The sequence below is a fragment of the Bradyrhizobium sp. CSA112 genome, from assembly GCF_029051645.1.
Classification (GTDB): Bacteria; Pseudomonadota; Alphaproteobacteria; order Rhizobiales; family Xanthobacteraceae; genus Bradyrhizobium.
Genome location: NZ_JAACFS010000005.1, coordinates 95595 through 114768 on the forward strand (window position 1 = coordinate 95595; position 19174 = coordinate 114768).

21 protein-coding genes and 2 pseudogenes are annotated in these 19174 nt (G+C 60.5%); 11 read left to right on the plus strand and 12 right to left on the minus strand.

Features of this window, described 5'->3' with window-relative positions; all coding sequences use genetic code 11:
• Positions 1-216 precede the first annotated feature (216 nt).
• Together GWE18_RS12720 and GWE18_RS12725 are read left to right on the plus strand one after the other, a co-directional pair.
• A complete protein-coding gene (locus GWE18_RS12720; protein ID WP_275186095.1) occupies positions 217-459 on the plus strand; it encodes a hypothetical protein in 243 nt (80 codons plus the stop codon).
• Positions 443-673 (plus strand): RNA-binding protein, encoded by a 231-nt coding sequence (locus tag GWE18_RS12725; RefSeq protein WP_275186096.1) that lies wholly within the window; start codon positions 443-445, stop codon positions 671-673. The genes GWE18_RS12720 and GWE18_RS12725 overlap by 17 nt, the downstream gene beginning before the upstream one ends.
• Positions 674-721: 48 nt before the next feature.
• Here the strand turns inward: GWE18_RS12725 and GWE18_RS12730 are convergent, their stop codons facing one another.
• The 4 genes and pseudogenes from GWE18_RS12730 to GWE18_RS12745 all read right to left on the minus strand — a co-directional run bounded on the left by GWE18_RS12730 (position 722) and on the right by GWE18_RS12745 (position 3176).
• Complete coding sequence (locus GWE18_RS12730) at positions 722-952, minus strand: hypothetical protein (RefSeq protein WP_057852315.1); 231 nt, start codon at positions 950-952, stop codon at positions 722-724.
• Positions 949-1143: a hypothetical protein gene (locus GWE18_RS12735; protein WP_057852314.1), complete on the minus strand. Its 195-nt coding sequence runs from the start codon at positions 1141-1143 to the stop codon at positions 949-951. Before GWE18_RS12735 ends, GWE18_RS12730 begins: the two co-directional genes overlap by 4 nt.
• 828 nt (positions 1144-1971) lie before the next feature.
• Positions 1972-2718, minus strand: a pseudogene (locus GWE18_RS12740) (DNA ligase); the annotation flags it as partial.
• A 167-nt stretch (positions 2719-2885) separates the two neighbouring features.
• Positions 2886-3176 carry a hypothetical protein gene (locus tag GWE18_RS12745; protein WP_275186332.1) on the minus strand — a complete coding sequence of 97 codons (291 nt, stop codon included), beginning with the start codon at positions 3174-3176 and terminating at the stop codon, positions 2886-2888.
• A gap of 396 nt (positions 3177-3572) precedes the next feature.
• Here GWE18_RS12745 and GWE18_RS12750 point away from each other — a divergent pair, with 396 nt between their 5' ends.
• From GWE18_RS12750 to GWE18_RS12760, 3 genes are all read left to right on the plus strand, one after another.
• Positions 3573-3824, plus strand: a complete 252-nt coding sequence (locus GWE18_RS12750) for a hypothetical protein (RefSeq protein WP_275186097.1) — start codon at positions 3573-3575, stop codon at positions 3822-3824.
• Positions 3825-4059: 235 nt separating this feature from the next.
• On the plus strand, positions 4060-5754 hold the full coding sequence (locus tag GWE18_RS12755) for a thiamine pyrophosphate-dependent enzyme (RefSeq protein ID WP_275186098.1): 1695 nt from the start codon (positions 4060-4062) through the stop codon (positions 5752-5754).
• A gap of 541 nt (positions 5755-6295) precedes the next feature.
• Entirely contained in the window at positions 6296-7267 is a 972-nt protein-coding gene (locus tag GWE18_RS12760; RefSeq protein WP_275186099.1) for a hypothetical protein, read from the plus strand.
• A 127-nt stretch (positions 7268-7394) separates the two neighbouring features.
• Here the strand turns inward: GWE18_RS12760 and GWE18_RS12765 are convergent.
• Positions 7395-7520: pseudogene (locus GWE18_RS12765) on the minus strand (LLM class flavin-dependent oxidoreductase); the annotation flags it as partial.
• 243 nt (positions 7521-7763) lie between these two features.
• Here GWE18_RS12765 and GWE18_RS12770 point away from each other — a divergent pair.
• Entirely contained in the window at positions 7764-8444 is a 681-nt protein-coding gene (locus tag GWE18_RS12770) for a class I SAM-dependent methyltransferase (protein ID WP_275186100.1), read from the plus strand.
• A gap of 333 nt (positions 8445-8777) precedes the next feature.
• Here GWE18_RS12770 and GWE18_RS12775 read toward each other — a convergent pair whose 3' ends face one another.
• The 5 genes from GWE18_RS12775 to GWE18_RS12795 all read right to left on the minus strand — a co-directional run bounded on the left by GWE18_RS12775 (position 8778) and on the right by GWE18_RS12795 (position 12195).
• On the minus strand, positions 8778-9599 hold the full coding sequence (locus GWE18_RS12775; protein ID WP_275186101.1) for a DUF2182 domain-containing protein: 822 nt from the start codon (positions 9597-9599) through the stop codon (positions 8778-8780).
• A 50-nt stretch (positions 9600-9649) separates the two neighbouring features.
• A complete protein-coding gene (locus GWE18_RS12780; protein WP_275186102.1) occupies positions 9650-10279 on the minus strand; it encodes a DUF1326 domain-containing protein in 630 nt (209 codons plus the stop codon).
• 114 nt (positions 10280-10393) lie between these two features.
• Positions 10394-10873, minus strand: a complete 480-nt coding sequence (locus GWE18_RS12785; protein ID WP_275186103.1) for an RES family NAD+ phosphorylase — start codon at positions 10871-10873, stop codon at positions 10394-10396.
• On the minus strand, positions 10855-11286 hold the full coding sequence (locus GWE18_RS12790; RefSeq protein WP_275186104.1) for an antitoxin Xre/MbcA/ParS toxin-binding domain-containing protein: 432 nt from the start codon (positions 11284-11286) through the stop codon (positions 10855-10857). The genes GWE18_RS12785 and GWE18_RS12790 overlap by 19 nt, the downstream gene beginning before the upstream one ends.
• A gap of 114 nt (positions 11287-11400) precedes the next feature.
• Positions 11401-12195 carry a hypothetical protein gene (locus GWE18_RS12795; protein ID WP_275186105.1) on the minus strand — a complete coding sequence of 265 codons (795 nt, stop codon included), beginning with the start codon at positions 12193-12195 and terminating at the stop codon, positions 11401-11403.
• A 45-nt stretch (positions 12196-12240) separates the two neighbouring features.
• On the opposite strand from GWE18_RS12795, the gene GWE18_RS12800 reads away from it, so the two are divergent.
• Together GWE18_RS12800 and GWE18_RS12805 are read left to right on the plus strand one after the other, a co-directional pair.
• The gene (locus tag GWE18_RS12800) at positions 12241-12927 is read left to right on the plus strand and encodes a hypothetical protein (RefSeq protein ID WP_275186106.1); all 687 of its coding nucleotides are present in this window, start codon (positions 12241-12243) and stop codon (positions 12925-12927) included.
• Positions 12928-13454: 527 nt separating this feature from the next.
• A complete protein-coding gene (locus GWE18_RS12805) occupies positions 13455-13829 on the plus strand; it encodes a hypothetical protein (protein WP_275186107.1) in 375 nt (124 codons plus the stop codon).
• An 86-nt stretch (positions 13830-13915) separates the two neighbouring features.
• Here the strand turns inward: GWE18_RS12805 and GWE18_RS12810 are convergent, their stop codons facing one another.
• Positions 13916-15208 (minus strand): polysaccharide deacetylase family protein, encoded by a 1293-nt coding sequence (locus tag GWE18_RS12810; RefSeq protein WP_342804253.1) that lies wholly within the window; start codon positions 15206-15208, stop codon positions 13916-13918.
• 197 nt (positions 15209-15405) lie between these two features.
• Positions 15406-16152, minus strand: coding sequence for a polysaccharide deacetylase family protein (locus tag GWE18_RS12815; protein ID WP_275186333.1), 747 nt, complete (start codon positions 16150-16152; stop codon positions 15406-15408).
• A gap of 152 nt (positions 16153-16304) precedes the next feature.
• On the opposite strand from GWE18_RS12815, the gene mgtE reads away from it, so the two are divergent.
• The 3 genes from mgtE (at position 16305) to GWE18_RS12830 (ending at position 19124) form a co-directional block, all read left to right on the plus strand.
• On the plus strand, positions 16305-17738 hold the full coding sequence (gene mgtE, locus GWE18_RS12820) for a magnesium transporter (protein WP_275186109.1): 1434 nt from the start codon (positions 16305-16307) through the stop codon (positions 17736-17738).
• 65 nt (positions 17739-17803) lie between these two features.
• Positions 17804-18178, plus strand: coding sequence for a helix-turn-helix domain-containing protein (locus GWE18_RS12825; RefSeq protein ID WP_275186110.1), 375 nt, complete (start codon positions 17804-17806; stop codon positions 18176-18178).
• A gap of 127 nt (positions 18179-18305) precedes the next feature.
• Positions 18306-19124 carry an aldo/keto reductase gene (locus GWE18_RS12830; RefSeq protein WP_275186111.1) on the plus strand — a complete coding sequence of 273 codons (819 nt, stop codon included), beginning with the start codon at positions 18306-18308 and terminating at the stop codon, positions 19122-19124.
• The last annotated feature ends 50 nt before the right edge of the window (positions 19125-19174 follow it).

Consider the following 19174-nt stretch of genomic DNA (forward strand, 5'->3'; position numbering starts at 1 on the left):
GCTAAACCATTCCATGGCCTTCCTCCCAGATAGACCGCCTCACTCGCGCGACCTCCCACGCTTCCAACACCCCAACGATATCACCGATTTTCCAAAGCCGCTTGGTAACATTCGCGGCCATCGCTGAAAGAGCCCACTACCGCATTTGACCCTCCCTTAGAAGCTTACCGCTAAGCATTACCTATAGCTGGGCTTATCGCAATGCAGGAGGTGGAAATGGGTCAAAGCAGGGTATTGCATAGCCACATGTCGAGCCAGCGCGATTCTTGGTGGTATTTGGTACAAGACGACAATGGCGCGCTGTTCATCGATTATGAGAATGACGTCTCCCCTGAGGACGGCAGGACGCGCACACCTATCAACGAGTTTATTGCCAAGGATAGAAACGGTGCGGTGAGAAAAGCCATCCAGTTGCTAATCGACCGCATGTTCGAGGATAGAGATGCCAAGGGGTCCTAAGGGCGAGAAGCGGCCAGCCGCCGCCATCGGCAACGCCATCATGATCTCCAAGATCGCCACCGGCGAGATCGAGGACATCACCACCGAGGACGGCAAGAACGCGGCCGCCGTGGCGCTGGGGCGCATGGGCGGCAAGGCGCGGGCCGCGGGCATGTCGGCGAAGAAGCGGAAAGAGATCGCCAAGAAGGCTGCGGAAAAACGCTGGGGAAAGTAAAAGAGTCTGCTTGCAAGCAAGCAGAGGCGCCCCCGGAAGGGGATGGTGTCATTTTCCCTTCGCCTTGGAGCCTTTGGTTTTCGCGGGCGGGGGCCCCGCAGCCTCCCTGGCGAGCCGCTCTGCCTTCAGACGCTCACGGTTGTTAGTGAAGGCCTTCTGCGCGATCTCGTGCTCAGTCATTGCCTTCTTGGCATCGACTTGGCGAAATGCCTTACGCGCATCGCGCTCGGCTTTGGTGGTCGGCTTTGGTGGTTGAAGCCCGCCCGGCGGCTTTGTCATTTCTTCGCCTTCAGCCCGATCTCGACTGCCTCTCGCGCCAGCCTTTCTGCTCTAAGGCGTTTGTGGTTTGCATGGAATTCTGGCTCGGCTTGGCTGTCCGATATCGTCTGCCTCGACGAAAGCGGGTGGAGAGCCCGTCGCTCGAGCTCGTCCGCAACCTGTTGCTCGGCAGACCGCTTCGGCTTGATCATTTGCTTTTTCCCTTCAGCCCGAGTTCGACCAGGCGGCGGATGGCTTCTTAACGCAAATCAGCGGGTCGGCTGGCTGGTACTTCCGGTTTTCGGCCTCGCAGCCTCCTTCGCGCGCTCGGCCTGCCAACTCCAGATCGCGGAATGCTTCGGAATGAAGCTTGTCGATTTCCTCTTCCGTGACCGGCCGATCAGCGGGGGCGCGGTTGGCTTGGTGATAGCCTTTTCCATGCCGCACATGACGCGCGCGGCGGATTATAAGCAAGTCAAATAGCGACGGCGCTATTCCGGGTGGCGGAGCTGAGGCAGAGCTTGGGGCAACGTTTGGCCGCACGGCGGGCCCGCGACATTGAGGCAATGATCGCTACCCGCCCACCCGTAACGAAGTAAGGCCGCCGCGTCTTAGGGGCCGCCCCAGCACGGCAACGCCATTTGCTGGTCGTCGGCAACGCTACCGGTGTTTTGGAACAACTGGATCCTGCAAACTGGTCGGAACGGTCAAAGGCACTAAGATTTGGGCGGGTGACTGTGTTGGTGCATCAGAACTTAGGGGTGCTGCGAACACTGAAGAACTCTCATCACCTCCCGCGGTCGCTCCCTCTGAAAAGCAATAATAGAAGCCGAGCAGCCTCGCGGGTGCGCGCTTGCGCCTATAGCACCGACTGGAGAAATCGTATCGCAAGGTAGACGCCTATCGCCGTGACGAATGTGATGCCAATGGCGATGGCAGTGTTTCGGACGACGTGTCCCCAGTTCCGCTAATCCGCAAGACGCAGCCTTACAGCAAGAGGACCGCGCACAAGGGCATCTGGGCTTCAATCGGGCTTGCTAGTCCTTTGCCGTGGCGGTGTTGAAGCCGTGATCCACCTTTCCGGCATAGAGCAGGCCCTCACCTTTCTGCCTCCCGACATAGATGCCATCGAAATTCTTATCCTTCATAGCGAAGCCGGCGATGGTCAGCGTCTCGCCCTGGGCGCAGGTTTTCTTGACCCAGTCCCGGCCGCGCCCCGAAAGATAACGGCTGTCGCGGAGCTTGGAGACGACGCCTTCCAGCCCGACCTTGCAGGCATGCGCGAACATCTCTTTGCCATCGACCTCAAAGCTTTCGCTGAACTGGATAGCCGTCTTCTCGATCAACTTTTTCGGATGTGCCTTGCGCTCGATGAGCGGCAGTTTTCTCAGGTCCTGGACGTTCAGATAGAGCAGGTCAAAGGCGATCATCACAATCCGATTGGACTTGCCACGCAGTTCGTTCTGCAGCACGGAAAAGTCGGTGGTGCCATCTGCCGCCGGAACGGCCACCTCGCCGTCGATGATGGCGCTGCCGGCGTTGATCAGGTACGCGTCGCCAGCGACTTTGCTGAAGCGCCTGGTCCAGTCATTGCCGCGGCGGGTGAGGATCTTGATGGCATCATTATGGATGTGGAGCTGGACGCGGTAGCCGTCGAACTTGATCTCGTGGATCCAGCGCTCGCCGGACGGTACTTTCTCGATCGAGGTCGCCAGCGCAGGCTCGATGAATCCGGGGAAGGGCGCCTTCACCCCGACCGCCGCCACTTTCTTGCGCTGAAACGCCACGCCGCAAACTCCACGCCACTAAAGCTGATTCAACTGGCACAGGCGAATCGTTCCGGCCGGAAAAACGGGAACGCACCGCACCATGACGCGCGTCGCAACGCAGGGGTGGAATGCGGTCTTTCGCATGCGGGATAAATAGGCAACCGCGGAAGAAATGCGAGTCTGAGTTAGACCAGCCGAAGGCTCAACTGGCGCCGATCGCGATCCTCGTGCCGCTCGACAAAATCAGAGATCGTAGAGGGAAGATCGCGCATCTGCAGATCGCAGCGACGACGCAGTTCGCGCGCGACGTCTTCTGAAACATCTTCCGACCAGCGCTCGGTGGTATTGAAGGCGACGACGCGGATGGGGTTGCTATATTGGCCGATCAGTAGGTCTTGAATGACCGTTTCGAGATCGGTGGCCTCGTAATCAGCTTCGCGCCAGGCGCGGCCTAATCGACCGAAATCATCCGCCACCAAGTAAACCGTTTCATCGTTGTCGTTCGGGACTATCGACGGCGTCCAACTAGACCTACGCATTATGAACTCCACGCAACGCGGAATTAAATTTACCTGACCTGAATCGTTCCGGCAGGAAGAACAGGAATCCGCCACATAATGACGCGTTGCCGCTCCCAATGGGAGGTAGAAGGCTGCAACTGGGACCGCACCGCTGACTGATCGCTGCTAATTTGACGCAACCCCAATTGATCGAATTGCATTCAGTTCCGGCCAGCAGGGGCGCAGGGTGGCTTCACGCTCATCGGCGGCGTGGCGGCGCGGGCGCTCGCGGCCCTCGCCCGACCGGTGGAGCTTGAGATCGTGGGATATCCTGCACTCAACGGAGAGTGCACACTCAACGGAGAGTATGCCATGACCCTGCTCATCAAAACGCTTGCCACAATCGCAGCTGGAACCGTGCTCGCTACGAGCGCCTTCGCCCAGAGCGCGAGGGAGATCCGCGGCGCTTCGCCGTTCGAAACAACGCCCAGCAATCAGAGCGCCTCGGTGCTGCTCTGGCGCTGGCCGCAAATGAAGACGTTCATCGAGCAGGCGGTGCCCGGATCGATGTTCGAGCTGTCCATCAATCGACGCACCGGTTTCGTTCCGCTTGCCGTCAAGTAGGAGCGGTTCTATGTCCCTGCGATGGCGGCTCTAGCCCCGCCCACGAGTGTTAGTAGCGCAGCTCGCGCGGTTCGGAGGTCTTGTGGCCGGAAGTGGTGGACACGGTCGCACCAATTCCAGTGCTGGCTGCCGGCGGCGTCACAAAGGGCGAGGCGTTCGTGCGTTCCCGAAAGACCGTTTCCCGGTGTCTATTGCATTACATCTCGCAGTCGTCGTCAGAACGAAAGGAATGCGGATGTCGCGGACAGTGGCACAGATGATTGTCGAGTTGTTAGAACAGGTCGGCGTAAAGCAGATTTTTGGATTGATCGGAGATTCACTCAATCCGTTGGCGGATGCGGTTCGGCGCAGCAACATCGAATGGATCGGGGTCCGGCATGAGGAAGGCGCGGCGCTTGCGGCGGCCGGCCAAGCACAGCTGACCGGCCGGCTCGCGGTTTGCGCCGGCACCACGGGTCCGGGCAGCAATCACCTTGTTGCAGGACTCTATGAAGCAAACCGCAATCATGCACCGGTGCTGGCGCTTTCCGGCGAGATGTCGCGACGGCTGAAGGGAATCGAGTTTGTTCAGAGCACCGAGCCTGATCTGCTGTTCCGCGATGTGTCGCTTTACACCCAGACCATTTCGTCAGCTGCGCAGGCGGCCAGCGTGGTACAGCAGGCAATCGCGACGGCCTATGCAGGGCCCGGTGTCGCGCACTTGACCCTTCCGCAGGATGTCTTGTCGGAGGCTGCGCATGGCGAGCCGACGAGCCTTGCGACTTTGCGGCCGCGAAATGAAGTGTCGCCTTTAGAAGCCGAGGTTGATGAGTTGGCTCGCCGTATCAATGAGGCACACAGCGTCGTTGCAATGTGTGGCTTCGGCTGCCACGGCGCCGCTGACCTGGTACGACAATTGTCAGATCGGCTGAAAGCTCCGCTGGTCCATACGATGCGTGGCAAAGATATTCTGCCCTACGACGATCCGCGATGGATGGGTGGGCTTGGCATGATCGGCACCCGACCAGTCTACAGCGCTGTGCAGCACGGCGATCTGCTTCTGATGCTGGGTACGGATTATCCCTATTCAAACTTCCTGCCCGCTCACGGCAATGTTGTCCAGGTCGATGAGCGGGCGGCTGCGTTAGGTCGAAGAACACGAACCTCGTATGCAATTGTCGGCTCCGTCAGGCCTACGCTCGAACTGCTGCTGACGAAGCTGAAGCCGAAGAATGATGCGACATTCTTCGATCGAGTGAAGAACGAGCGGGCCAAGTGGGATGGCATGCTGGACCAGCAGGCCAATCTGAGCAGGAGCCAGCACAAAATTCATCCTCAGGCTGTAGCAAGAGCCGTCAGCGATCTCGCGAAGCAAGATGCGGTGTTTGTCCTGGACACGGGACTGAACACGCTTTGGTCCGGCAATTGGATCCGGCAGAGCGGCGGCCAACGAATTGTGGGCTCGTTCAACAATGCGGCCTGCGGCACTGCACTCGGCCAAGCCAATGGAATTCAGGCGCTTGATCGTGGCCGACAGGTCATAGTGCTCACCGGTGATGGTGGCTTCAACATGCTGATGGGCGAATTTATGACGGCGGTTCACCACCAGCTGCCTGTCAAGGTCGTGATCTTCAACAATGCAGCACTCGGCCTTATCACGCTGGAAGCGGAAAGTGTTGGGATCGTTCCCTTCAGGGAGGCGATCGAGTTTCCCAATCCTGATTTTGTCGCGCTCGCGCGAGCCTGCGGAGCGAAAGGCTTTTCAGCCAAAACACCCGAGAACCTGCTTCCGGCGATCGTTGAGGCACTGAGCTGCGAGGGCCCGGCGATCGTGGATTGTCTTGTTGCATCGGACGAGATGCCCAATATTCCGCATCTCGAACTCGAACAGGTCAAAGGCTACGCGATGGCCAAAATAAGGGAAGCCATCGCCGCCGTGGTGGGCGGATGATCATGTCCCGCGTCGTGGATGAAACGTGCACGATGCCGCCCCGCGGTTGCGCGAACGAACAAGATAATATCCCAGGCGCTTTTGGAAAAGCCAACACCACGCAGCGGCGAAGAAGGTGCAGTACAGGACACAAGAACGTTATCGCGGGCGCAGCACTACACAAGAAAGTTGAGTTCGGCTGGCTTTGCGCAAACTCTATCCGACCGCCTATTGCTGACGAGCGGCCGGCAGCGCCGCTAAACCGTGATGGGCTTTGATTGAATCGGAGTTCATCCGCCCCCTATGTGTCACGCCCAATCCAGTTCAGCTCCGGTGCTGAAAAGCACCCGATCGGCTTGAAAGGCACCTTACGCATTGTCGAGCTCTGATAAGTCATTGAAATTGCAGCAAATGCGACCGCCCTCCGAGCGCACCAGGCAAATCAATCACTTAGAATGCTACACATCAGAACGGACCTTTCAGTCGAGCTCAAGGGTGGCTTCGGCGGCGCTGCTGGAGCTCGCGCGGGATCTCGTCGCATCTGAAGCAGATTGGCCTAAATGTGACGGCCATCACCGCCCCTCGATTCGATTACGGCGCGAACCGCGTAAAGACGAAGTCGCGTCCCTTCACGCGGGCGCACTCATTGATGGGAATCTCCCTTCACCTCAATGGAGAGCTTGGCCGTGCGCAAACTGCGCTCGAAGCGGCGTTGCGGTATGGGCCTCGTTCTGGCCGGAGCACCACGAACTATCTTGGCTTCGACGGCAGGATTCTGGCCGGCGCGATCCTGGCCAGGACGCTCTGGTTGCGAGGCCATCCGGATCGGGCGGTGGAGCGCGCCCTTCTGACGACCGAGGATGCAGAAACCCTTGACCATCCGCTGACGCTCTCCATCGCTCTCGTCTGGGCTGCCTCGGTGTTTCTCTGGATCGGCGATCTCGATCGCGCAAATGCGCATTTTGATCGACTTTTCGCGCTTGCCGAACTCCATTCTCTCGGACCCTATCTGGCGGTTGGGCGTGGTTTCCAGGGGGAAATTGCCATTCGGCAAGGCGATGCAGACAAAGGGATCAGGAGCTTGCAATTTGGCCTCGCTGAGCTTCACGCGGCGCCCTATGAACTGCTCACCACGCCGCTCAACATCGCGCTCGTTCAGGGCCTCGCCGCAACACGCCGGCTCGCAGAGGCCCGCACACTGATCGACGAGACGATCCAGTCGGTCGAAGCGAATGGTGATCTGTGCTATAAGCCCGAGTTGCTGCGCGTGAAGGGCAATCTTGTTCTTGCAACGCCGGGGCCTAGCGCCAATGAAGCGGAAGCATATTTCACGCGGTCGCTCGAACTGAGCCGTCGTCAAGGGGCGCGGGCATGGGAGTTGCGCACCGCAATCGATCTGGCTGCTCTGCTCGCCGCCCGCGGTGAACGTGAGCCTGCCCGAGAACTTCTCCAACCGCTATTCGAGCACTTTGCGGAGGGTTCCGATACGCCGGATTTGAAGTCTGCCGCCCGCTTGCTGGCGACGGTGGGTTAGCTGGGCTCTCCCATATGTTGCCGCTGGAATTTAAGGAAAAGCTTTCCAAGATGCCGCATCGTAGACGCTGTTGATGAGCGAATCCGGATCAGCCGACGGCTGCCAGCAAGGGGAAAGGCGAGGCAAGCGCACCCAACTCCTCGGCTGCGATGGCGAGCTCAATGGATTGCAGCAGCGTATCCGTTGTGGAGCGGGTCTGCGATTGCGACGAAGGCGCCCAGCGCCCCAACGAGAGGAATCCGATCTTCTTCATGCAGGCAATCTATGGGATACCCGGCGCCGCTTGCGATTGCCGATGTGGCACGATGGTGGAAAGCGTTTTACTATCGGGTCGAATCCTTAGCTGAGGCTCCGGTTCCAGCACACACACAACCCGCCTAAGCGCCCGGAAAGCGCCGATTTCGCTGGCGTTTTCGAGACCCTCCGGAGAGAAGCTTGAGAATCCCTTCCTCTCCGCCATTTCAACTGAAACTATTCGACCGATAGAGATCAGACTATGGAAGACATCGAGTTTAAGAAATATAAATCTGAAATACGGTCAACAATACGAAAAGTACTTTCGCAATCAGAACCTGGACGTCTGGATGAGGCCGCGTTTCCTGCGTACTCACATCCCAATCCGCTCATCAACTGGCTTTTCTGGCAGCGACTCCGGAAGACTATGGAATACCTTGAGCCGCACGCACCATACCAGCGTGTGCTCGATTTCGGATGCGGGTCCGGCGTACTTCTACCGTTTCTTGCGAAGATTTCCTCTCACGTCACCGCTGCCGATCTTGATCTGACGCCGTTTGAGCGCATGAAAGCACAGATGGGATTTCACGCGAACATCGAAACGCTCGACCTCAAGACCGCAACGCTGCGTGGATTGCCCACCGCATCGTACGATGTCATCACCGCACTCGACGTACTCGAGCACGTCGAGGATCTCAACGGTACGCTCAATGATCTCTTGCGATTGCTCAAGCAAGGGGGCCGGCTCATCATATCAGGTCCTACGGAAAACATCTTTTATAAGCTCGGTCGTCGCATGGCTGGAAAAGAATATTCCGGCGACTACCACGAGCGGGGTATTGCCGAAATCAAACGAGAGGTCGCCAATCGCGGCGCGATTGACCAGATTGCCGTTCTCTATCGTCCTGTTCCGCTTTTTGATCTCTTTGCTGCGGTTCGCTAACTAGCGACATAGCCCCCGACGTCGATGTCGCTGATCGACTTCAGCGCACCGTGGCGTAGCGCAGCGGAGAAATCGGCGGGCTCGCACTTTCATTAACGAGCGCCACGCGATCTCGTCCAAGCAGCGGTTACTGGCGGCTTGGCGCGATCGACGTCCGCAACGGGCATGACGATGAGCTGGAGCTTCATCTCGAATGTGTTGGCAACCGCGGGTTCGCTCCGAAAAGCGTTGCCATACTTTCACCTCGTCGGTCCGGACAGAAAGCAATGGGGGCGAGTTACACTTGCGGTGTTGCCGATGGCAATTCGAATTGAACATTTGGCAGGTTGCTCATCATTGCGGCAAGGACACCAGTAGCCAAGCGCCCGCGGCCACACATGCAATGCCGGCAGCACGCGCGATCCATCGTCCGACCGGCGTAAGTTTCTCCAAAAGGACAAGCAGTGCCAAAAGCGCAATCCAAAGCACGTTCATCATCCCGCCTACGAACAGAAGCGCCATCAAAGCCCAGCAGCAGCCGACACAATAGCCTCCGTGCCGAAGCCCCAGCAGCAGGCAGCCCCGCAGGTGGTTCTGAAAGCCGCCGTGGCGCATCAGGAACTGAAACGGCGACTGGCATTGGGCGAGACAGACGTTCTTGAGCGGAGTCCATTGATAGACTCCCGCCGCGATCAGTACGATTGCGCCGAGAAGATTGCTGGCGATCACCATCCGGGAATCCAGCAGGGCTGCCCGCTCGATTACCCATTGGAGAAAGGTGGCTGCCAGCGAAAAGCCGCTCCAGGCGAGGAGATAACCGGCCGCAAACCAGCCGGTCGCGGCGAACGGCTTGCCCTGCGCTTTCCACTGTCGACCCACCCGGGCGTACATCAGGATCATGGGCGCTGCCGAGGGCGCCATCATTCCGACCATCATCACCGCCCACATCAGGAACACATACGCGAACTCGACCGCTCGCCATGGCTCGTTGGCCGGCAACATGATTCCGATCCCGGCCGGGATCATGCGGAGCCCGGTCATGTCCATGCCGCCCATGTCCATGTCGTTGGCGAGCCAGAGCACATAGCTCCATGCCAGCGCGACAATGATGCCGATCGCGCCGCCGACGACCCAGCGATCGCGCCGAAGCACGGTTTCCAGGGTGCTGTCGGTCATTTGCGATTGACGTTGCCGGCCTTGTCGCAAGGCCGGTATCAGGAGTTGCGTTAAGCCCGGTTCGACCAGCTGATCGGCGCATAGAGGCCGTTCTTGCCGGAATTATCCCAGCGCATGCCAAGATCGCTGAACGTATTGCCGGGGGCGCCGACTGCCAACGCCATCTTGTCGGGGCTAACCGGATGGCCGATGTTCGCCCACATTTCCCCGCTCGGATGCATTGTCGGCAACGGATCGACGGACATGTGCAGAATACCCGGGATTTCCGCGGACCGCGTCTTGCCGTCGATTTGGAATGTGATGGGGACCTTGCGCACCCCCAGGTTCTTGCTGATCAGCGGAGTGAACGCGGCCATCGGACCACCGGCGGCGCCGGTGAAGATCGCAGCTAGAGCCTCGGTCTGCTCATCGTTGGCGCGCTGATCGATATAGGCGGCCACCGACCAATCTCCGTCTGCCATGACCCCAGGTGCGTGGAGGATAACCAGGACATTGAGTCCATCGAGCACGATATCGCCATAGCGGCCGCCTTCGATGTGGAAGATCAGCGGTACGTTACAGAAGCCCTCGGTCGGTCGCGAGGTCAGCGGGGGTGCTGCCGACACGAGGCAGGGACACGCGATGCTGCAACTGCAATTCTCGAAATAGTCACCAGAAAGGTGCCATGGGACGTCAGCCATCGCTCTCTCCCGCCAGACCGAACGCGATAGATCGTTTTCAAATGAACTACGTGTAGTTGAAAATTACGCTGTGCGGGGAAGTACCGCAAGCCGATTCCGTGGTGAATGGGGCGGCTAGATCAGGCGCGGATCGAGAACGAAAGGGTCTACCGCGACGGTAGAGATGCGCGCCGCTGCTGGATGACGGTGGTTGATTAGGACGTTCAGGTCGGGAGATTGATCCAGCGGGACGATGGCAGAGGGAACGCGTAGGAGCGGCGTCAAGAGCGAGCCGTGCCATTGATCGCCTTGCTGTTGTGTCCAGCTTTCCTGTTGTCGCCAATCGGCGGGCAGGTCGGTGAGCCCACGGGTATCGACGCCAAGATCGTCCGGCACGTCATAGCGAACCATCATCAACTCGGGCAGGAGCATGGGATCCTCCACATGCACGAGTTTTTCCAGGACGCATAGAGCCGGCGATGTGGCGCAGTAGGTGACAGGGTGCCCCACCGTATTCCAACGGCCGTCAAACAGCAGACCGTAGCCGCCATCGAATGCTCTCGCGTGCTGCGCACCTGACAAGCGCCAAAGCAGCATCAGGCGGCGGAACCCCAAGCGATTTTTCCGAGTATGGTCTCGATGACGCGCGCGCCAGCCTCGGTTTGCGCCACTGCCAATGGCATCTCGCCGTGCAGTTCTGCCAGTGGACGGCGAAGCCATACATTCGCCTTGTCGACATTTCCGAACGTTTCCTCGGCGACAGTCTGGACACGCAGCAGTCGAACGGCGCGATCGGATTCCTCAACCGTAAGAGGTTGCTTTTTGTCGGCGCGATGACGGCGCGTGCGCTGCGGTATAATAAACAGCTCTATTTCCCGGTCACTGAGACCTGCCTGCGCCAAGCCTCGAAGTGCCGCTAGCGGAAGCCGCTTTCGAACCACCAGAGCGAGGTCAGCCTGAGAGCGCACAACGCCGCCAAGTACCGGGCGGCCGCCGAGCTTTTTCGCCACTATTTCAATAACAGACATAAGTGCCCCTCAGGCGGTCGGCAATATGCCGTATAATTGGCGGCAGATTGCCAAATTGCAAGAGTGTGGGAGCAAAAGAATTTCGATCCAGAGGCGAGCGCGCCAGAAACCCGCTTACGGCTGCTTGTTCGGGGATCGAGGTGAGAGCGGTACTCGAAAGGTCCTCAATCGTGCGAGCTCGGGAAAGCTTTCCGCGGCGCTGGCGGAAACTAACCCGACGACCGCGGCCGGAACTTCCTTGCCGACCAGCCGACTGATCGCAGTGGTTTGACCTTTGCTCAGTTGGACTTCGGGCGCGCCGGCCGCCCCCATCGCTGTCCTGACGCGGCTGATCGACTGTTCGGAATATCTATCGTCGATCGCAATTGTCTTACCGGCCAGTTCGGAGACCGACTTGACGTCAGGACCCGCCACCAGGATGGCCACGAGGGCGTCCAGCGACGCATCCAACGAGGGGGGCGACATTCGTTCCGCGACTGCGGAGGCGGCCGCCACCTGCTGCTCTGTCGTTCGGGTCTGCGGAACGTCAGTCGTTGAATGCGGATCGGCGGCGCTTGCGCGAGCAGCTTCGGAAGCAACAGCATTGCCTGTTGTCTGCTGGTTCGTTTGCGGAGAAGGACGCGGTATCGGAACAGCAGACGCGGCTTTCGCCGCGACCTTGATTGGCTTAGGTGTTCGACGGATGGCGTGGTCCGCGTGAGACCGGGGTGGACTGTCGCCGCGCCAGGCGACGGTGGATACCGGTTTCTTTGTGGCAGAATCGCTTTCATCCGGTTCAGGTTCAATCGGCACATGAACCGCGGTCAGGCAGGCCAATGGGTTCAGGCCAACGCACGATGGCTGTGTTGATTGTTGGCTACTGCAACCGACCAGGGTGGTAGCCAGCGCGCAAATAAGAAGCGTCCTCAATCGATCCTCCTGAAGAGGTTGAGTGCGGCCCGCAGTTCTTGCGGCGTGAAAGATCTTGCGCTGGAGCGTCAATCATTGATGCAAACTGTTAAACGCCCATTAAGCGTCGACCATGCGCAGCCTGATGCGCCGGCATGGTTAATGCGTGGGCCGGTGCGGCTTCAAGTGAATGGAAGCGCCCAGGTCGCCCCACGGCGCATGTATTCACACGGCTGCCTTCTCGTTGCTTTCTTCGATGCAGGATTCCGCCACGAATCGGTCGCTATGTTCGCGCTGGGGGTGTTCATTGGGTCATGGAGATCGCCTATGGCGAGCATCGAACGACTTCACAGAACTGCGCCGCTGGATTTAGCCAAGCTTGAAGAAGTTGTCGTAGGGAGCCTTCCTGCGACCAGGGCGGCCCCGTCGGGGCCGATGCCGGACTATGTCGAGCATGAAGAGGGCGTTACGCGCGTCGGCGCGCTCACTGCCGAGGCTGTGGTACGTGACTATGAAGCCGCTGCCAAGGAAATCGAAGCCATGGGAGCCGAGCTGATCAACGCGGCGAAGAAATGCGAGGCAATGACCGCCGAAGTGCATAATGCCATTGCCTTCATGCGCGATACCGCAGCCTCGTATCGTGAGGAAGCCAAGAAGATCTTCAAGCGCATCGAAGAATGCTCGATCTTTACCGAGCAGGTTCGGAAGACCTGCGAGAGCGTCAAACTCAAGATGATCGAAGGCAAAATATAGCCGCCGCGAGAAATCCGGAACATTGATCAGGTTTGCCGTCCCGACGGTAGGCCATGTTTTTCGAATAGCGTGTGTGAATTGCGGTACACGCTGGTGCCGCGAATCAGGTTAGTTTGCAGTTTCTCCCTAGACTCGCACCCGCCGCAAATGGCGGGTCCTCTTTGCGGTATCCGACGGTCAGAACAGCCTCACAGCGTGCTGCGGTGGCCGCAGTGGCTGATGAGGCAGGTCCGCACCCGTTTGTAACAGCTTAGTATACTTGGGTGATCGTATACTTGGGTGATCCGATACCCTCCGAGCGCACCGCAATGTTGCAGTTTGGGCCGAATACAATTCTGCGAGGTGTTCGCGTGTCCGCAATGACACGGCCCCGCGAATCCTTTGCTGCGGCCTGCGGGTTGATATCCCTACCGTCGCACCGTTCGCGTAAACTGGACGGGCCGGCCGGCTGTTGATTCCCGCCGGCTTCGCCGCCGTTCGGCGCTTCCAGGAAGTTCGACGCGACCAAGACCACCCGGAGCATCTTCATGCTGTTTCTGAGCTATGCCTATCGATTCCTCTCCAACTTCGTGTTCCTGGCGCTGGTCTATTTTGCTCTGAATTTCCTCGAAAAATACCAGCACCGCGTGGTGGTCGCGGTTCTTGTGCTGGTCTATGCCGGCATGCACGCGGCGTCCGCGCTGCGGTCGTTTCATTTCTTCCAGCGTATTGAGCGGCTGGAGCTGGAGGCGCGTCGCCTGGTGGCGGCGCTGGGCGAGGGGCCGAGTTCGACGTCTACGCGCAAGCAGGTTATCTCCGACGTCAGCGCGCTCCGCCATGCCGGCGAGATAAAGGCCTATATCGACCTGCTGTTTCTCGCCATCGTCATCCTGCTCTGCATCGCCAAGATCGTGACGAATTGAGCCTTGTCCCGATTGCGGGCTCAGGAAATGCATCAAAACAAATGATTAGGCGGCGGTCCTGATCCATTCGATCAGAACCGACAAGATCAACGCTTCTTCAAGCCGGCGACCCGAACCGATCGCCCATTCCGCTTGGTTTGCACCGCCGGCTTGGGCGAGGTCCCTTCGGCGTGTTGCGGCGTCTGCGCGGCTTGTCCGGTAGTTGCCGGGGGCTGGGCCGCAGCCGCGCGGCCGTGACGGTGAGATTTGCCACCGAGCTTTGCGGAGGAGACTTCCGTTGAACGCGCCTGCGCAACCGTTGCCACCCGGCGTGCAGCCGAGGCTAGCGCGCTCGCAAACGTCGGTTCCGGAATTTTGAAAATGCTCGCCGCAGGCACGGGCAGCGCGGCCAGCGTGCCGGCCGGCGGCAACATCGTTTGACTGGACCATAGCGTTACCGGCGGCAGGGGAATGCCTCGACCGCGCCGCGCGGCGCGTCCGCCGAGATCGGTCGTGTGCCAATCGAGATCGGACAAGGCCGGGACGGGAAGCGCCGCAGGGCCGGCAAAAGCGAATTTCGGAACCTTCGGCCAGCGCGACGTCGCCACCATATCCGGCGCCGGATGCAACTGCCATTGCCGGGGCTCGGTCGGTGTCGCCGGCCGTTCCGGTGTCGCCGGCACCACATGGACGATACGATAGCCGCGCGTCTTCAGTTCGTGCAGGATCCTTGGCAGCGCGATGACCGTGCGCGGCTGAATGTCATGCAGCAGCAGGATGCCTTTGCCCTTTCGCTCCAGCCGCTGCATCGCGAGCTCATAGACGCGATTGGCAGAGACGTCGCGCCAGTCGTCGGCCGGGAAATCGGCGCTCCAGAGCTGAAGCCCCTTGGAAGCGGCAAATTCCTCGATCCCGTCGTTGCGGCGCAGGCCGGGAATGCGCAGGAACGGCGCGGGCGCGGTGCCGTCGGCCAGCGCCGCGGTCACCGACGCGATGCCTTGTTCGATTTCCTGTTTGGAGCGGTCGAGTGGCAGGCGATCCATGCCGCCCGGATGGTTCTGGGTGTGGGTGGCTACCGTGTGGCCGGCGTCGCGCACCTTGCGCACGCCTTCGGGGTTGGCGTTGGCCTGGCTTCCGACCAGGAAGAAGGTCGCCTTGGCGCAATGGGCTGCGAGAATGTCGAGGATCTGGTTGCTGTATTTCGGCAGCGGACCGTCGTCGAAGGTCAGCACCACCTCACGTTCCTGCAGCGGCAGCGTCTTGCCATATTGCATGGTGCCGATGACGGGATAGGCGCGCGGATCGACCACGATGGTGCGTGACGTGCCGATGGCGTCGGGATGACCCGGGCAATCCGCGGCAGGTGCAGCCTGCGCGGCGACAGAGGTGAGCAGGCCCACACACAAGGCGGTCCAAGGACGCCGGCGAAGCTCCCCCAATACGCTAGCGATCATTGAACCCCGGCTTCATTCCAAGAGCACGCAACTACTTACATCTGGTGCCATGAATGCCGCCTTAATCGTCTGAATTCCAGACTTAATTTGGCTTCGGAGGCTGATCCGGGCGGAAGAACAGCGCCAACCAAAAAGATCGTGACCTAATGTGCTTTGTCGGACACGGTTTTGGCAGCCGCCGGAACCAGATGGACCACGCGATAATGGTTGTCGCGGAGATAGCGCAGGAAGGCCGGCAGCATGGCAGCGGTCTGCGCTTTGGGGTCGTGCAGCAGGATGATGCCCTTCCGGGCGACTTGCAGCCGCTCGGTGAGCAGCTTCAACTGCTGCGCCGCCGTCATGGGAATCCAGTCGCCGGCCCAGAGATCGGCGCCGAACACTGCGATGCCGCGTTTTTGCAAAGCCTCCAGTGTTGCGTCCGTCATTTCAAAATGAGGGAAGCGAAAGAACGGTGTGGTCGGGCTCGTGCTGGCCGTCCCGTGAAGCGCCGTTTCGACCGCCGCGATGCCCTTGTCGATCTCGCCGATGGCCGCCTCCGGCTTCATGTATTTGAGATTGTGGTGGGTCCATGTGTGGTGCGCAATGGTATGGCCCTGGGCCGCTATTTTTCGCACCAGTCCGGGATGTTCGGAGGCCGGCTTTCCGATCAGGAAGAAGGTGGCGCGCACGCATTCATGTGCCAGCGCCGCCAGTATCTTCTGGTCCGTCGGAGGCCATGGCCCGTCGTCGAAGGTCAGAACCACTTCGTGGTCTTCCAGTGGCAGCGTTTGAGGAAAGCTCTTGAGCCCCACGCGCGGGTAGGTAGCGGCGTCCACCGCGAGAACGCGTGAGGTGCCGAGCGCGTCCTTGCGGCTGCATTCGGCAGCCTCAGCCACCGTAACGAAGGTCATCCATGCCGCGACCGCCGAGCATAGCGCCGCACTGAAATTTCGGGTCATTTTCGGTCGGGCATATTTGGCATTGCGCTGGGTGTTGCCGATTAGGTAAGCGTGCAGCGTAACTCAGACAAGTCCCTCAATCTGTCAAACCGGCGAGGCGTGGCATGGCCGAGAATATCGACGTTGCCCAAGCCGAGGCGCGACCCGAGGGAGGCTCCGTGCTCGACCATCTGCCGATGCGGGATGAAGAAGGGCAACTCCGTCACGAGTTTGTCGAAGAGATCACGCGCGCCATCCATGCCGCCGACCGGCCGCTGTTGTGCGAGGTGGTTGCGGAACTGCATGAGGCCGATCTCGGCGATTTGATCGTGGCCCTCGAGCCTGAGGATCGCGTCACCCTCGTCGAGATCACAGGGACCGATTTCGATTTCTCGGCGCTGAACGAGGTCGATGACGCCGTCCGCGAGGAAATCCTAGAGGAACTTGAACCGGAGACTGTCGCGGAAGGCGTTCGCGAACTGGAATCGGACGATGCCGTCCAGTTGCTCCAGGGCCTCGATGAGGAGGATCAGGAAGAGATCCTCGAAAAGCTGCCGCCCTCCGAGCGCGACACGCTGGAGCGCAGCCTGCTTTACCCGGAAAATTCCGCAGGCCGGCGGATGCAGTCGGAGTTCATCGCGGTGCCGCCGGACTGGACCGTAGGCCAGGCGATCGACTACATGCGCGACACCCCGGACCTGCCGGACCGGTTTTACGAGATCTATGCGGTCGATTCCGAGAAGCACTGGCAGGGCGCGGTTTCGCTCGACACGCTGTTGCGCGCGCGCCGGCCGGTGCCGCTCGCCGACCTGATCGAGGAAGACCGTCGCCGTGTCTCCGTGCTGGACGACCAGGAAGAGGTCGCGCGGATGTTCGGTAAGTATAATCTGGTCGCGGCCCCTGTTGTCGACACCACCAACCGGCTGGTCGGCGTCATTACCATCGACGACGTCGTCGACGTCATCGAGGAAGAAGCCGACGAAGATTTGAAAGCGCTCGGCGGCGTCACCAGCGACGAAGAATTGTCCGACAGTGTCTGGACCATCGCGCGCGCCCGCTTCAACTGGCTGCTGGTCAATCTGGCGACCGCGTTTCTGGCGTCCTCCGTGCTCGGCCTGTTCGAGGGCCAGCTCGAGAAGATGGTGGCGCTGGCGGTGCTGGCGCCGATCGTGGCGAGCCAGGGCGGCAACGCCGCGACCCAGACCATGACGGTGGCGGTGCGGGCGCTCGCCACCCGCGAACTCGGCTCCAACAATGCGCTCCGCGTCGTCATGCGCGAGGCGATGGTCGGCCTCGTCAACGGTCTCGCCTTTGCCGTGATTACCGGCGTTGCTGCGGTGGCGTGGTTCAAGATCCCGGGGCTCGGCATCGTGATCGGCCTTGCCATTATCTGCAACCTGGTCGCCGGCGCGCTTGGCGGCATCCTGATCCCGATGGTGCTGGAACGGGTTCGCGCCGATCCGGCAGTGGCGTCGGGCACGTTCGTCACCACCATCACCGACGTGGTCGGCTTCTTCTCGTTTCTCGGTATCGCCACGCTGTGGTTTGGGCTGAAATAGCGCCGCATTTATCGTTAATCGGGCCTTAACGCGCTTGGCCGATGATGTTGGCTCACGAGGTCAACATGCAGCGCTTGCGGCTGAAAGCGGACGGACGGATCGTCGAACTGCGGGACGGGCAGGAGTTTCCGCTTGCGCCGACGATGCCCGGGCTCGCGCCTGCGATGCCCAGGCTCGCGCCACCTTCAACTTCGCCGGTCACTCCTGACGCAACGCCGGGCGAAACCGGCGCGCTGCCGGCCGTGCGCGACCTGCGCCGCCGCGCGCAGCTCACACAACTCGAATTCGCGGCAAGACTTGGCGTCCCCGTCGAAACCATCCGGAACTGGGAGCAGGGCAAGCGTGTCCCCCGAGGGCCGGCGCGGGCGCTGCTCGCCGTGATCGCGCATTCGCCTGAGACCGTGTTCGCCGCGCTTGCCACGGAAACGTCGCCGGCCTAGTTCCCTGGTTGACGCATTCTTGACGCGAGGGGAAATTCAACCCTGGATCGATCCCGCGTAAAAATGCTTGTGTTGGCAGCGCTGCGAGGGCGGCCCATAATGGGGCGCGATCTCCGGAAAGCTGCCGATGGATATTGTCGAGGCCAATGGTGCAAAGATCCCGGCGATCGGGCTGGGCACCTGGGAATTGCGCGGCCGAACCTGCGCGCGGATCGTCGAGCAGGCGCTGCGGCTAGGCTATCGCCATATCGACACCGCGCAAGTCTACGAGAATGAGCGCGAGGTGGGTGAGGGCATGCGCGCCTCAGCCGTCAGGCGCGACGACATCTTCCTCACCACCAAGGTCTGGCCCAGCAATTTTGCGCCGAAGGATCTCGAACGGTCGGCCAAAGAAAGCCTCGCGCGGCTGCGCCTGACTGAGATCGATCTGCTGCTGTTGCACTGGCCGAACCCGCAGGTGCCGCTGGCGGACACGCTGGGCGCGCTGGCACGGGTCAAGCAGCAGGGGCTCGCCCGCCATATCGGCGTGTCCAATTTCACCGTGGCCCTGATCGAGGAGGCGGTGGCGGCGTGCCCCGAGCCTCTGGCGTGCGACCAGGTCGAATACCATCCCTATCTCGATCAGACCAAGGTCAGCGAAGCCTGCGCGCGCCACGGCATGGCCGTGGTGGCCTACAGTCCGGTCGCCAAGGGCCGCATCAAGAACGATCGCGCGCTGCTGCGGATCGGTGACCGCTATCGCAAGACGGCAGCCCAGGTTTGCCTGCGCTGGCTGGTGCAGCAGGGCGTGGCGGCGATTCCGCGCACGTCGAAGCTCGAGCGGCTTTCGGAGAACATCGAGATCTTCGATTTCGAGCTTTCGGAAGAGGACATGCAGCAGATTTCCGGCATGGGCAGCGCCAGTGGCCGGTTCACGGATTTCGGCTTCGCGCCGAAATGGGATTGAGGAGTTGCGCCGCCCGACGCTATGCTGTCGGGCAGGGAATATCGAAAATC